This window comes from Gammaproteobacteria bacterium (genome assembly GCA_019748175.1).
In the GTDB taxonomy this organism is placed as follows: Bacteria; Pseudomonadota; Gammaproteobacteria; order JAIEPX01; family JAIEPX01; genus JAIEPX01.
The window spans coordinates 223680-239918 of record JAIEPX010000008.1 but is presented as its reverse complement, the minus strand read 5'-3'; the positions used below and the strand labels follow the sequence as shown (position 1 = coordinate 239918).

The 16239-nt window shown below is 38.7% G+C and carries 9 protein-coding genes; 6 read left to right on the top strand and 3 right to left on the bottom strand.

The window, feature by feature from the left end; translation table 11 throughout:
• Positions 1–31: 31 nt before the first annotated feature.
• On the bottom strand, positions 32–775 hold the full coding sequence (locus tag K2X50_04135) for a DUF3025 domain-containing protein (protein MBX9586428.1): 744 nt from the start codon (positions 773–775) through the stop codon (positions 32–34).
• A gap of 127 nt (positions 776–902) precedes the next feature.
• Between K2X50_04135 and K2X50_04130 the strand changes: the two genes are divergently transcribed.
• The 3 genes from K2X50_04130 to fis all read left to right on the top strand — a co-directional run bounded on the left by K2X50_04130 (position 903) and on the right by fis (position 9303).
• Complete coding sequence (locus tag K2X50_04130; GenBank protein ID MBX9586427.1) at positions 903–4769, top strand: ankyrin repeat domain-containing protein; 3867 nt, start codon at positions 903–905, stop codon at positions 4767–4769.
• 142 nt (positions 4770–4911) lie between these two features.
• Positions 4912–8865, top strand: coding sequence for an ankyrin repeat domain-containing protein (locus tag K2X50_04125; GenBank protein MBX9586426.1), 3954 nt, complete (start codon positions 4912–4914; stop codon positions 8863–8865).
• Positions 8866–9012: 147 nt separating this feature from the next.
• A complete protein-coding gene (fis, locus tag K2X50_04120; protein ID MBX9586425.1) occupies positions 9013–9303 on the top strand; it encodes a DNA-binding transcriptional regulator Fis in 291 nt (96 codons plus the stop codon).
• A 24-nt stretch (positions 9304–9327) separates the two neighbouring features.
• Here the strand turns inward: fis and K2X50_04115 are convergent, their stop codons facing one another.
• Both K2X50_04115 and K2X50_04110 read right to left on the bottom strand, forming a co-directional pair.
• Positions 9328–10218, bottom strand: a complete 891-nt coding sequence (locus K2X50_04115; GenBank protein MBX9586424.1) for a hypothetical protein — start codon at positions 10216–10218, stop codon at positions 9328–9330.
• A 131-nt stretch (positions 10219–10349) separates the two neighbouring features.
• Entirely contained in the window at positions 10350–10787 is a 438-nt protein-coding gene (locus K2X50_04110; GenBank protein MBX9586423.1) for a hypothetical protein, read from the bottom strand.
• Positions 10788–11167: 380 nt separating this feature from the next.
• Here K2X50_04110 and icmH point away from each other — a divergent pair, with 380 nt between their 5' ends.
• From icmH to folD, 3 genes are read left to right on the top strand one after another with little or no spacing between them, the layout of a single operon-like run.
• On the top strand, positions 11168–12010 hold the full coding sequence (gene icmH, locus K2X50_04105; GenBank protein ID MBX9586422.1) for a type IVB secretion system protein IcmH/DotU: 843 nt from the start codon (positions 11168–11170) through the stop codon (positions 12008–12010).
• Positions 12011–12039: 29 nt separating this feature from the next.
• On the top strand, positions 12040–15318 hold the full coding sequence (locus tag K2X50_04100; protein ID MBX9586421.1) for a hypothetical protein: 3279 nt from the start codon (positions 12040–12042) through the stop codon (positions 15316–15318).
• Between the two features lie 17 nt (positions 15319–15335).
• Entirely contained in the window at positions 15336–16235 is a 900-nt protein-coding gene (gene folD / locus K2X50_04095) for a bifunctional methylenetetrahydrofolate dehydrogenase/methenyltetrahydrofolate cyclohydrolase FolD (GenBank protein ID MBX9586420.1), read from the top strand.
• Positions 16236–16239: the final 4 nt, after the last annotated feature.

Genomic DNA, 16239 nt, shown 5'->3' with positions numbered 1-16239 from the left:
GTTTAAGTTTAAGATTGCTACAGTCTTAAACTTAACACCTTTCACGAAAATATTTTTTGTTTGCATAAAATGATTCATCTTCATTATCAGACCACCAGCCTGGAATACCTAAAATTGGAAGAGGATTTAAATTGCCAGTGCTCAGTTGATCAGCTTTACTTTGAAAATACACTGACAGAAAATCATCAAGATTGTTGATATTTTGATCTTCTATCAAAAGAGCTTGAGCAATAATTCCAATATACGGATTAATTGCTTTCTCATATAAACCATGCCCAAAAATAATCACTCTCATTTGTGTTTTGACTTCTTCTCGACGTTCCCAAAATAATTCATGCCAACGATGATTTTTGAGAAGCTGCAATAAAACAGGATTGTGTGAAATCACTATTGCACCGTTCTCATCGAATAAGGTCAGCATATTTTCTGCAGGCAAACGCAGTTTATTCGGATAACGTTGTTTTAGAAATTTATACTGAAGCTGATTAATCACTTTTTTGGCGCAAGGAAATTGCTGCCAAACTAATGCATTAAAAAAATCATGCCAGCTGTTTTCCCTAGTTTGCACTTCGCCTCGCAAATAGATACGGGGTTCATAGCCATCATCAAACTCAGATGATCTTGTATCCTGCGCTACAAAACGGATGCCCTCAATCAGCAGATTCGCATTTAACTCGTTGGGCATTGGCAAATGATCAAAACCCTCAAATCGCTCTAAGACGGGCCATAGCGGCTCAAAGATCACTGATTGCTTCACAGGACTAATAATCGACATCATAAGCTCCAAACATTGGCTTTTACAGGCCTAGCGCGTCAAAAGAGTTAGGAAATATATTGATAATATACTAAAAAGCTGGCAATATTGACAGATTATTTTAATTCATAACCATATTAGGCATGACATGTATAAAAGCGGCGAAATAACCTCCGCAGTTACTGACTCAACTGCTACTGGCCAAACTGATGCGAATCAACCATCAGCCGCAGCACCGACTGAAGAAGATTCGCTTTTTTTAGGTTTTTTACCTGCAGAATCGTTTTTACACATATGCAGGTTTCTAGACCTGAACGCTCTTATACCTTTGCTTAGAGTTGAGAAAAAAATAAGAGTCCATTTGCAAGAACACATCATCAAAAAAGATTTCTGGAGAGAAAAGCTCCTGGCCGATTTCCAGATTCCTCTCGAGATTTCCGACACTTTTTTATTTCCGCATCTTGTGCACGAACGTCTTACCATGCTGGCTAATCACCTTGACGACGAAATATCGGAATTATTCAGTAAAATTCGCTTTGCTTTCTCAGCACCCGGATTCGATCCGTTTTCAATGCCGTGGCTATTTTTTCCCTTCAGGGCAAACTCTCACGCTCGTTTTATTGATCAACTCAAAGAAGATGGAAAAGTCTTTCAGGCTTATTACTTAGATATGGCATGTAAAGCCGGTAATTTTCACTTTGTTCAGTTTATGGTTCAGAAATATAGCTGCAAACTCTATTCTAAGCATCTCAAAAATGCCTGTATATCTGGAAATTTAGCTTTAGTGGCATTTTGCGCTGAAAAACACAAAATCGAGCCATCAGAGAAGTCACTGAGCAAGGCAGCAGGTTCAGGTAATGTATCGCTTGTAAAATATCTCATAAGAGGATTCAAGTTACAACCCGATGATCACACATTAGAATGCGCTATTTTATCTGGCAACCATGAGACCGTCGAATATTTAGATATTAATTATAAACTCAATTACAGCGCTCAAGCCTTGAGCTTTGCTATAAAGCGCGGAGAAACCGAATTAATTACGAGATTACCTGGTCAATTGACCACTGAGGATATAGAGTATTATCTTTGCGAAAATACGATTAGTTTAAAATTAATTCAGTATCTGATTGAAAAGAAAAATTTCATACCCACTGAAGAAACCTTGCATTTAGCCTTAATAAGTACACGTGGCGATCTAATTGAATTTTTAATTAACACTCTTAGCAGGCAGAACACCGACTTTAAACCTGATTTTAGTCTCTGCGCTCTTTCAGGTGATATTACCTTTGTGAATAAGATTATTAAAGAAAAAAATCAAGTTCCAGACTTACAATGGCTTCTCGCTGCAATTCTCTCTGGAAATGTTTTACTGGTAAAATATCTCATCGAAACCCATTCCCTTGACCCCCAAAAAATTAACCTCGGGCAATTACCAAAACCATATAACATGATGCTTCGTTATGTCTTTTGTCACGTCCCCATGGCAAAATATTTAATCGAAGAGCATGGATGTATTCCAATCCAAGATAGAATTTTAGACTATATACAAGGAAAAAATCTACCTCTCGCACGCTACTTAATCACTGAATGTGGATTACACATAAAGGGTGATTTACAGTTTCAGAGAAACCCCGATCATCCCCTCGCTAACATCTTTCAAGATGGCCGAGTATTTGAAGACTTAATGGAAATGGTGGGAGAAGTTGTAAATGGCCTGCTCTATGCAACGCAATTTCAATATCATTATCAAAAACAACTTTCAGCCAATCCGCTATTATGCGCATTTAGAATGCAAGAAAGTTATCACTTTGAACAGCTTCATCCAGAGTATGATTTGAGCGCTTTAGGCAAAACCCTCATTTCAGCGATGAGCCTTTTCATCAGACAACGTTTGCAAAATTTCACTTATCTTGAAATCGCTCCTCCTTGCTCGCACAAAAAACAAAATGCTCAAGCAGTGTTGCTAACAGTTGCTGCTTTTTTAAAGCAAAAATTGGCACAAACAGGTAAACCTACTAAAAGTATTCTTATCCCATTTACCATTGACGAAGAAGATCGTGAATGGCACTTATTAGAACTTTCTTTTGATCAAGACGCAGCTACTTGCGAAAAATCACTAGCAGCAACAATCTACAGTACTAAGGACTATCTATACTGCAGGAAAGATGATCCCAATAGAGCATTCGTACATGAATCGATTTATTATCAAAATGAATACACCGCCTCATCCGAAGAACAGGTGCTAAACACGCACTTCTCCTCAATTTTAAATTCTGTTGAAGCAGCATTTTGGCAGTTAACAAATAAAACGTATTCTCAATCAGCCCAATCAAGATTACCAAACTCTTCGGTATTTTCAGTACTTATGACAATGCTCAGCCATCTCAAACTGATACTCCCAGACAAAATGTATGAAGACCAAAGATCTCGGCACCCATTAAATCGCCAGAAAGGCGGGACATTTTATTCTACTCTTGCAATGTCTCATTGGCAAACAGAGGTTCTGGGATTTCTTTTTGTTAATCTCAATAAAATCCCAGATTTAATACAGAAAGGCTTTGGAAAAACCGATGATATGTCGAATCTAGAACGCACGCTCTCCTCGGCATTTTATGAAGAAGACCGGACCGCGCCCAAACTTGTTTCTTATCTTCATCGTGAAGGCTCAAATCAAGTCAACAAAAAAAATAATGACTATTATCTTATCAAAGAAGCTTTCTTGGAAACTTTCGAATTTGATGGATACAATGCCGCTACCAAAGAGTTCACCCCTGGACTTCCTGAAGATCCCATTCGACGGTATGAATTTCCTACTGAAGCATTAACATTCTGGACAGCACTCGCTATATTTTTCGGCATTCCGAGTCGTCCTGAAAAAGCCTGCTTGGATGAAGGCGCTGTGTGGACCGGGCGACAATTCATCCGAAATTTTTTCGGAGGATGGAATCCAGCACAGTGGCACTTTGAAACTGGTGAAAACAATATCGAAGGAAAAGTATTATTAAATTTTATTTTGTTATTTGTCCCCGTCAAAATTGCGATCGCTGTTTTCAAATTAGTTTCCATCCCTTTCAAAATCACACTGAATTTCATTAAATTATTGACTGAATTCCTACCCGCACTTGCACTTAGAACTCTTTTACTATGGTCTGAAGATTTGTATAATCTTCGACTAAAAAAAATAAAATGTGCTCGTGGATTATTTTCTACCGCTTTAGCTTGTACCATTTATGGAGGTTTATCTTTTTTCAACTTCGTTCTATTTGTTATGGTAAGTTTATTACATCCAACCCTAAGAACTGCCACATCCCCCGAAAAAAGTGCACGAATGGTTTGGGAAAAAGTAAAAACTGGACCAGGTGATCCAATAGATAAATGTATTGAGATTACAGCGCTTTTCTGCTACACCTATTTAGGCACAGTCATTTTCTGGACATGTACAGTTGCTGTCATTTGGACTCTCGCGATACCTTTCATTGTTATACATTTTCCAACCTTAGTTGCTTTGTTCACAACCCTCACTCACGCACCTATAATTTCGTCTAGCATCTTATTCATTAAAAGCTCAATGATTTCTCTTTGGGCACTTGTTGGTGAAACCAACATAGGTGTACTCAATTTAGGATTAATTGCTGCCACTCCACTGACGATCATGATTGCATCACGACTTGCAGATGAATTCAGCAACGCTTGGGCACGATGGGTTCCAGCCAAACCGACTTCAAAATTTGAGTTTCCCGAAATTGCAAAAGAGGATAATGCTGCTTTGAAAAGGAGTTGCTATGAAAACAATCCTGCTGAAGATCCATCACTACAAACTTCAAAAGACGCATTAGTGATTTATACAGGCTTTGAAGACGCTGAGGAGAAAGCCAACGAAAGTGCCACTAATGTAGCTACACTAGCGCGTCGAGTAGATGAACACCCTCTTAATAGACGATCCTCTGCTATTACTCCTCATCTAGATACATTGCCAGCAATATCAACCACGGTAACACCCGACCTGTATAGTTAAAGCTCTGCGAGCTAAGATCTGAAGCTTTTATAGACAGCAACAGGCCCAGCATATCAAAAGAGTCAGGAAATATATTGATAATATACTAAAAAGTTGGTAATATTGGCAGATTATTTGAATTCTTAACCGTAATAGGCATGAAATGAATAGAAGTGGCGAAACAACCCTAAGTATTACAAATACTAGAGATCCAAAAGACCAGATGACAGAGGCCAGACTATCTGATGATCTTCTAGAGCCCAATCAAGTAACAAATGAAGACAACGCTATTTCCAGCCCTACTCTTACTAGTCAAACTGATGACGCCAATCCAACATCTGAGTCCACAAGCGAAGACTCTGAGGATAAATTTAAATTATTGTCTGCAGAACTGATCGCACATATAGGCAGCTTTCTAGACCTGACTGCACTAGTACAGTTCCAGCAAGTTGATACGATTATACAAGCTTGTTTGCAACAACATCTTTTCAAAGTCGATTTCTGGAGAGAAAAACTCCTAGAGAATTTCCATATTCCTCTTGAGATTTCCAACACTTTTGCCTTCCCACATCTAGTGCACAAACGTCTTACTAGTCTGGCTAATCAACCTGATTATGACGGATTAGATTTATTCAAAAAAATACGATATGCATTTTCCGCGCCGGGTTACGATCCGTTATCAATGCCATGGCTATTTTTTCCTTTCACCATAGATTCGCACAAACGTTTTATTAATCAGCTCAACGATGATGGAGAAATCTTTCAGTCGTATTATTTAGATATGGGATGTAGAGTCGGTAATTCGGCCTTTGTTCAGTTTATGGTTCGGAAATATGGCTTCAAACTCAACTCTGAGCGTCTCAAATATGCATGCATGTCTGGAGATTTAGACCTAGTAAGATTATTTACTGAAACACACAAGATCAAGCCCTCAAAGAGTGTACTGAATTCTGCTGTAATTTCAGGAAACGTTTCGCTTGTAGAATATCTTACAAAAAAATTCAAATTCAAACCCAGCGATCACACGTTAGATTGCTCTTTATTGTCTGGCAATTGTGAAACCGTGGAATATTTACGGGATAATTATCAGATCGATCACGGCGTTAACGCATTAAACTTTGCTATAACAGGTGGAAACACCCAATTACTGATGAGCTTACCTGATAATTTAACCACTGAGCATGTCAACTCAACTCTTTCCGAAAAGACGATCAGTATAAAATTAGTACAACATCTAGTGGAAAAGAAAAACTTTAAACCCACTCAAAAAACTCTAGACAAAGCTCTTGCAGGTGCTCATCACGATCTAGTCGAATTTTTAATCACAACTTCATTTAAAAACCTACCCAATTTTTTATTAGATTTTAGCTGCTCTTGTCTTTCAGGCAACATCGAGTTTGTAAAAAAGATTATTAAAGAGAAAAATCAAGTTCCAGACTTACATTGGCTTCTCCCTGCAATTTTCTCTGGAAATGTCCTACTTGTACAATATCTCATCGAAACGTATGCGCTCGATCCAAGAAATATTGACTTCTGGAGATTTAAAGAACCACACATTTGTATGGAGCCCTATCTGTTTTGTCATGTTCCCATGGCCAAATTTTTAATCGAAGAGCATGGATGTATTCCAAACCAACGTAGATTTGAAGACTATATTCGAGGAAATAACCTACCTCTTGCACGCTATTTAATCACCGAATGTGGCTTTAAATTCGAGGATGATTTACTAGGTGAGATGAATCCCGATAATTACATATGGCTGGACGGGGGCCCATTTGAACAGTTAATCGAAATAGGGCGAAACATTCGCTTAAAACAATTGCGCAACCCATTGCTAATTCAGTACCGCCATCAACAACAGCTTTCATCCAATCCACTATTCTGCGCATTTAAGCTAAAAGAAAGCTATCGCTTTGAACAACTTCAGCCTGACTGTGATTTAAGTGCTTCGGGAGAAACCTTCATATCAGCGATGAGCCTTTTCATCAGAGAACGTTTTCAAAATTACACATATCTTGAAATGGCTCCTCCTTGTTCACACAAAAAACAAAATACTCAAACGGTGTTGCAAAAAGTTGCTGAGTCTGTACAAAAAAAGTTTGCACAGACAGGTAAATCAACCAAAAAGATTCTGATTCCATTTACGATTGATAAAGATGATCGTGAATGGCACTTATTAGAGCTCTCTTTTGATCAAAATTCGGATACTCACGAAAAATCACTAGTCGCCACAATCTACAGTACGAAGGACTATTTATACTGCAGGAAAGATGATCCTAATAGATCATTGGCACATGAATGGACCTATGTTGATCAAGATCAATATACCCCATCATCTGAAGAACAAATTCTAGATCAACACTTCTCCTCAATTTTAACGTTTGTTCAAGTAGCTTTTGGTCCTTTAAAAAATAAAACGTACCGTCAATCTACTCAATCAAGTTTACCTAACTCTTCCGTATTTTCAGTACTAATGAAAATGCTTAGTCATCTCAGACTGATAAACTCATCCAAAATGTATGAAGGCGAAAAATCTTATCACCGATTAAATTACAAAAAGGGAGGCAGCTTTTTTTCTACTCTAGCGATGGCTCATTGGCGCACAGAGGTTCTCGGATTTCTTTTTGTTAATCTCAATAAAATACCAGATTTATTACAAAAAGGCTTTGGAAAAACGGATGATACTTCGAATTTAGAAAGCAGTCTCACGTCGGCTTTTTATGAAGAAGACAAGACTACACCCAAACTCGTTTCTTATACTAATCGTGAAGGATCAACTCAAGCCAACAAAAAAAATGTCGGTTATTTTCTCTTAAAAGAAGCCTTCTTGGAAACGTACGAATTTGATGGCTACGATGCCGCAACGAAGGAATTCACCCCTGCACTTCCTGAAGATCCAAATCGACGAGATGAATTCCCTACCGAAGCATTAACATTCTGGACAGCACTCGCGATATTTTTTGGCATTCCAAATCGCCCTGAAAAAGCCAGCTTGGATGAAGGGGCTGTGTGGACTGGGCGACAATATGTTCGAAATTTTTTCGGTGGCTGGAATCCAGCGAAGTGGGATCTTAAAACAAATGAAAATAATATAGAAGGAAAAGTTCTATTAAATTTTATTCTGCTATTTATCCTCGTGAAAATCGCTATCCCTGTTTTCAAGTTAGTCACCATTCCTTTCAAAACAACACTGAACATTATTAAATTATTTACAGAATTTCTTCCTACTCTCGCACGAAAGATTACTTTACAGTGGTCAAATGATCTCTATCTTCTTCGACAAAAAAAAATACGACATGCCCGGGGATTTATTGCTACAGCTTCAGCTTATGTGATTTACGGAAGCTTATCTTTTTTCAACTTCGTTCTTCTTATTACTATAAATTTATTGTTCCTATTTTTAAGAACTGGCCTATCCCCCGAAAAAAGTGCCCGAATGGCCTGGAAAACAGGAAAAGAAGAGACTTATGATCCAGTTGGTAAATATATTCTAGGCACCGGTTTGGGATTCTACAGCTATTTAGGTACATTTATTTTTTGGACAATATTGGTTGCTGTCGCTTGGAGTCTCGCGATACCCTTCATCGCTGTACAGTTTCCAAGCCTAGTTGCTTTGTTCACAACTATCACACACGCACCTGTCATTTCTTCTGGCGTTTTATTCATTAAAAGCTCAATGATTTCTCTGTGGGGATTGGTTGCTGAAATCAATATTCCTGTAATCAATTTAGGATTAATTTTTGTCAGCACACTGACCCTCATGGTTGCATCCCGTCTTTCTGATGATTTCAGTAATGCGTGGGCACGATGGCTTCCAGCAAAATCAACTTCAAAAGTTGAGCTACCCGACACTGAAAAAGCGGCTTCAAAAAAGTGTGACCATGAAAACGATTTTGATAAAAATCCACCACAAAAAATTTCAGAAAGCACATTGGTGATTTTTACTGGGTATGAAGACGCCGAGCAGAAGGCCAATACAAGTGCCTCACTTACAGATGAGTTTGAACATCGAGTGGATGAAAGTCCTCTTAATACAAGAACTGAAACTAGTACCCCACTTTTAGATCAATTGTCTGGAGTACCAGAAGCGGTAAAATCACCCGATCTGCATAGTTAAAAAAGGGGTCAAGTCTAAGATTGCTACATTCTTTGGCTAACAGCTTGGCAAATGACGACGTGCTAGCCAAAGAATGTAGCAATCTTAGACTTGACCCCTTTCCCTTCGAGGATGCTATAATGCCCCTCTTCCATCTAAGAGACAACGATGTCAACCGCAACTATTAATATTGATTGCTCCAATCCTGCACTCACTGTGCAATCGACTCCGCTGCGCGAAATAATTCGGCAGATGTTGGTGAATTATTTTAAACAATTGGACGGTGCTCATACCGCTCATTTATACGAGCTTGTCATGGAAGAAGTAGAACTACCTCTTCTGCAAATTGTGATGCAATTTACTGAAGGTAATCAGACCAAAGCTGCTGAACTGCTTGGAATGAGTCGCGGCACACTGCGTAAAAAACTTGAGCATTATAAAGGAAAGTGTCAGATCTAAGACCCGACGCCTTTCCCTTCCATGTTAAATACTTTCTTTGACACCCATGACTTCTCGATACAGAATTCCAAATGACAAACCAGAAAACGGAATTAACCAAACGAAAATAATAGCCAAAAATAACAGTGACCAATGCACATTAGATGTAAGCAGAGCAATGACTATGGCGGGAATTAATAGCGTGACTAAGATAATTATAAACAATGTTCGACACACTTCAAACCAATGACGCCCTACTACTTTTCGGCTCGTTTCCAAGGCTCTCCATGTGCTTAACTTTCGATCAGCTAATAATGGCATTGTGAAAAAATAACTAATATAGGAATAAATCCCGATCGCGAGGGCTAATGGCACACAAATCCAATTAGCCACTGAACCGATAAACCCCGTCAAGTATTGTGCGGCATTGTTTGTCAAAAATGTTGGAATATCTTGAAAGAAAAATGCGATCCAAATATCTGCGAACAAATATCGCCATGGTTTTTGATAATAATTGAAAAGAGTACCTACACGTACAGGTAAGTTGCTTACTCGACGGATGGAAATCATCAACATTCCAGCTAATATTGGAAGCGTGATAAAGAGCCCTATATAAACTAAGGCTGATGTTATCGCCCTCATAACGAGAGATGCATTTCCAGCTGACTCTAATATTTTGCCCCACTGATGCCAATCGACAGCAGGATTAATTATTATGCTTAAGGCCACATAGAATAGCCCGCCTATAAGCATCAGCCCTATACAAATTAATGTACAAATACCCATGGCTTCCCAATAGAGCGCTTTAAAACCCAAGGTTTTTTCCCAGGCTTCATCAAAAATCTTTTTAGTTGATAGACTATATTCACCAGCCAAGGCTGACTCTAACCGAGCATCAGAAGATTTATGAGTTTGTGGATCTAGAGATTGATTCATAGGTAACACCTTTCATTCCTTGCTAAGACTGTAAAAAGATGAGCCTATGCTATCACGTTTGTTTATTTTCTGAAAAGATAAATAAAAGGAATTTGAGCGGCTTCAGTATGAAACCGCTCAAACACGCAGTCTTAATCTTTGCCACCAGAAACTCCGAACAAGCCAGGAAATACTGCTTTTCGATCCCCCATTCCCATAGAGCAGTTGATAGGCCCTAATGAAGTGATGAGCACATATTTTAAACCACTATGACCAGCATGATGCATGACTTCAAAATAATAATCGTCCAACATATGTTTAACTCCAACACCTGATAATGTTAAAGTACCAGCACCTTTACCCGACACAGGCATAAATCCACTAATTAACACATTATGATTATACATTTTTACAAAAGGACTACCCGTAGTACTACAGTGAAAATGCGCATGCGGACTATCGCTGTTAGACAAACCATTAAAATAACACAATCCACCAATTCCAAAAGTTAAACACTGATCAGCGTAAGCACTAAATTGCAGACATGAAAATAAAATTATTCCAAAAAATGTTAAAGAAATTCGTTTCATGATAATTCTCCGGGTTGATTAAAAATGAAGTAATGAGCGCTCATTTTCTTATTTAAAATAATATTAAACAATTCCGTGTTTTTAAAAAAACTAAAAATATTTTTATCATTACTATATTGACAAACTTTATAAAAATTATTTTTATTTGTGACGAATATATAAAGAATGATTTCAATACAGCAGCTCCCGACCAAGGGAAATCATTTGCATTCAAGCTTTTAGAATATTTTCATTTCACGATGAAGGGTTTTACCATCTCCCAATTTTTAGGCCTGAGAAGGCAGCAATCTTAGACTTTCCCCCTTTCCCGACGAGCCCTTTCAATGGTACTATCTGCCCATCATGGATGTTCAAACAATGAGAGTAATGAGAGAGGCTGAATGAGTACGGATATTTTATTAGCCCCTTCGGTGACGATACTGAATACCAACTCAGTGTTGGTGGAAAGTACACCCGCACCACATTCCCACAACCTCAGTGATACTGAGCTGTTGTCCTATTTTCGATCAGGCGCTTTTACAATAGAGCAAGCCCTAAACCCATTGATTGCGGCGGCAGCCCCATTATTTGCGCTCGCTACCAAAGTAAACTTACTGACCAACCAACAAACCCCGCAATCATTGGAGTCGCGAATCACCCACGAGATGTATTCATTTGAATGCCAAGCACGCCATCAAAATTTTAGAACTCAAACGGTCCTGGCTGCACGATATGGTATTTGCGTACTCTTGGACGAGTTAATCCATCAGAGCAATTGGGGACAGTCGCATGAATGGTCCCCGCATCGACTATTACATCTTTTCTATAGCAGTGCTGCTGAAAGCGAACAATTCTTTTCAATTCTGGAACGAGCAAGCTCTGATCCTGGTCAACACCAGGAGCTTTTAGAATTTTACTACCTCAGCCTTAGCCTAGGTTATTATGGTAAGTATCCACACACACCTGAAGGCCAGCTGTTACGGCAGAAAGTCGTTGATCAGCTCTATCAAACTCTACGCCGCTGTCGCAGCGAAGTTTCAAGAATTTTGAGCATCAACGCAGGACAAAAAATCTTGGGGTCTGATGCAAAAAAACGCATACAGCACCCGTTTACACTCATTGCTACCGTCGGTTTAGTTTTAGTTACCTTGGCTGTTTCCTATAGTTACATCAAATTAAAACGATCCTCAGCGACTCTGACCAACGCAATTAATAGTTTTACCATGACCCAACCCGGGTCTTAATGTCTATTTCTACTATTTCGAGGTGATTTATGAACCAGTTAAAAAAATTACTGCTGGATTCTAGGTTTCACACATTGATCGCTGTTGTTTTGTTAGGCTATCTTGTGTGGAATTACGGTCCGTTATTAGCTATTGGCAATCAACAACCTTTTGCTTCAATCAGCAACCGCCTCATCTCATTAGTGGCTTTAGCTTTTTTATGGGGACTAACCAATATTCGAAGTGAGTTTAATTTATTTAGAGGACATCATTTTTTCGACATACAAAATCAAATTAAAATAATCAGCCGTAAACTCAAAGATGTTCAAAAAGAAATTAAAAAAGCACAGAAAGCAAGCCGTCGCACTAATGCCCCCATTCATTGGCATTTAGTTGTTGGCCCTTGTCATTCTGGTAAAACAACTCTACTGAATAGCGCGTTGGATTCAGAACAAGATCACAATTTAATTACCGCCACACAAGATTGCGCAATCTGGCACACTCTAGACAATGTTTATATAGAATTAGGCGAACGATTTCTACCCAATCATGACGACTCAGATTCCTGTAGAATTTTATTCCAAGAATTTCTAAAGATTTGCGAACGCCTTAATATTAACTTTAACACTGTACTCGTAACATTACCTATCAATCAGGTAATGACAAGCACCGTGGATGTGGAGATCACACGTACACACCAAATCCTTACCACATTAATCGCTCAGAATCCTGGCCTCCCTATCAGTATTATATTAACAAAATGCGATCAAATGGCTGGTTTTACAGCGTTTTTCAGTGATTTACCCATGGATGAACGAGATCAATACTGTGGCATACGGTTACCCTTTGGCTTAACCGCTACTGCATTGAAAAAAACCATCAATACGAATCTTCAACAATTAAACAGGCGATTCCATGATCGTCTTCTCTCTAGGCTTCAACAAGAATCACATCAATTGCAACGCGGTGCAATGCATGATTTCCCCTATCAATTTGAATTATTCTGCTCACGATCTATCCATTTTCTTAATGAACTGCTTCCCGAATGTGATATTAATGTTACAGGATTATTTTTTACGAGCAGCCAACAAACCGGTTTTTCTATAAATCACCTTACCACACAACTTGCCGAAGTATTTTGCCTTCAAAGACAACCACAAACAGAATTATATACTCAGCAAACTCCTTATTTTATTAAAGAGCTTTGCCAGAATTTATTACCTAGTTTCGCCCAAAGCACTTCTCATCTCGTGAAATCTTCTAAGAAAATGAATTCTTTAATGATACCTATACTATTAACCGGATTTCTCGGTTTGGGCTTATTAATTATGTACAACGTTAATATTCATCGTATAGAACTTGCAACCAATGCCATAAAAAATGCTCAAATTGCTAACAATCAATCTGCAGTCGCTATTGCACAAAAACTCGCCGCATTAGATAGCTCAATCAAAATTTTAGATAACCGCCCCTCCAAACTTGGCATTATAAGACCTGGAAAACCACACAAGCTTATAAATCAAGCTCAAATTCAGTATGACAACATTATTAAGCATGAATTTCTTAACGCAATGGATCATACATTACAACTTAAATTACAACTATTAACCGAAGATGCTAATCAAGAACATTTAGCAGACCTTTATGACACATTAAAAGTTTCTTTACTGCTACAAAAAACGGATTTACCGAATGGCAACGAAACACGAGAAAACAACACACCACAAGTTTATAGTTGGTTTGCCAATGAATGGCAACACACTGTCTCTGACAATAATCTTCGTCAAATGCTATTAAAAGCACTCAGCGCAGCGCTAAAAGATCCACAGCTCACACTACCTGGCAATATGCCTCTAATTGATAAAGCGCGTCTTATTTTAACCAGCTCTTCTCCTGACAATATCATTTATACTATTTTAGAAAATGACAATCGAAAAACCGCTGTGATCTTCAGTGATAGTTCAACCTCCAATGATACGATCAAAATTCCTGTGATGTTTACGCGAGCCGCATATAAACATATCGTTCACGATCAAATACCGGTATTGTGTGAAAAATTTGCAGAAGGGGATTGGGTACTCGGATTTAATTCGATTCATAGTACAAATAATAGCGATACGTCTCAATTAGTGAACGCTCTGAAAGCGCGATATCTCAATAATTACCTCGCAGCGTGGCAAAGTGTTTCTACCCAGTTACATTTCACTCCCTCACAAAAATATAGTCATCTTATTGCAATGGCTAATAATTTTAATAATTTACAATCACCGATTATACAATTTATTCAAACAGTTCAGCTCAATACATCACCCATTCAAGGTGACAATCAATTCAATGAAATCGTCGCTGAGCATTTCGATGACCTTAATGATTTATCTCTCGAAGATGCGGATGATCCACTGCGAATTGCCGTAGAAAATTTCGCAAAGCTTTTACAACCTCTCGCTCAATCGAATTATCCTACTGAATTGGCTTTTAAAACCACCAAAGCCCGTTTGGTGAATGCGGATCCTAAAGATAGCTTGAATCATTTATTAGAAGTAGCTAAAACAACTCCAGAACCCGTAAAAAGCTACTTAACTGCTTTAGCTGATAATAGTTTGAATTTATTGATATCCGATACGCGAAACTACATCAGCAGTGTTTGGGCTAATATTGTCGTACCTGAATATCAACAACATTTACACAATCGTTATCCACTTTTTTCACAATCGAATTCTGAACTTAGTTTAGATGAATTTGCACATTTTTTTGCACCTGATGGCACCATTGACACTTTCTTTAAACAATACATTCAAGCATTCTTGAATAACGGGGAAAATGGTTGGCAATGGAAATCATTAAATGGCCACCAAGTTGCTTTATCAGATGATGCACTAGCCGCATTCATTCGTGCGAAACTCATTCAAAAAATGTTTTTTGCCAATGGTAACCATCATCCTACTGCAAATTTTACATTAACACCTACAGCCTTAAATTCTGATCTTAAAAATTTTTCTATTACCCTAAATGGGCAACGTGTTGATTATCATGGGCCTAACCAACCTCCCGAGCCTATTTCATGGCCTGGACCACATCAAAGTGGTGTCTTTCTTGAAGTAGCAGACAATACCGATCAAAAAAATCAAATCGGCTATCCTGGCCTTTGGGGCTTTTTTAGACTCATGGATAAGGCTCAATTTGGAAAAGCAGCATCTGGCTCTATACTGCAATTAAGTTGGGTCATCAATGAAAAACGCGTCGATTGCGAAATCTCATCCGATGCGCCAATTAATCCCTTTACGCCAGGCATTGTGAATCAATTTCGCTGTCCACAAACGCTTATTTAGTTGCTATACTCCACCGTATGACAGCACAAATACTGGATGGAAAACTGCTTGCGTCGCGTATTATTGATAAAATACGCGGTGAAATTCGCCAACTGAAAAGCGAAGGGCATCGTGCACCAGGTTTAGCAGTGATATTGGTCGGTGAAAATCCAGCCTCTCAGATTTACGTTCGCAAGAAACAAGAAGCCTGCGCCGAAGTCGGTATCATTTCCACTTTGCATCCCTTAGCGAGCAATATCGATGAAAAATCGTTATCTGCATTAATTCAAAAACTGAATGCGGACCCTACAGTGGATGGTATTTTACTGCAACTTCCACTCCCTAAAAGCATTGATTCCTCAGTTATTATTGATCAAATAAACCCATCAAAAGATGTAGATGGATTTCACCCGTATAATTTAGGCTGCCTCGCAGCTAGAAGACCAAAATTGCATCCGTGCACTCCCTTGGGTATTATCACATTGCTTGAAGAAAATGGCCTCACCCTTCGAGGGACCAATGCTGTCGTTGTAGGTGCCTCTAATATTGTGGGTAGACCGATGGCCTTAGAATTACTCCAAGCTGAAGCGACTGTCACAATTACGCATCGCGCTACAAAAAATCTTGATCAACATATTAGGGGCGCTGATCTTCTGGTTGTGGCCATAGGAAACCCTGGCGTCATACAAAGTGACTGGATTAAACAAGGTGCAATCGTGGTAGATGTCGGCATTAACCGGTTAAATGATGGCACAGTGGTCGGCGACATTGATTTTGCAACAGCAAAAAATCGTGCTTCGTGGATCACACCAGTTCCTGGTGGCGTTGGCCCGATGACAGTTGCACAGTTGATGCAAAATACATTATATACTTATAATCAGGGAAGGGTCAGATCTAAGTTTGATGGTTTCTCAAGTCTTGAGAAACCATCAACTTAGATCT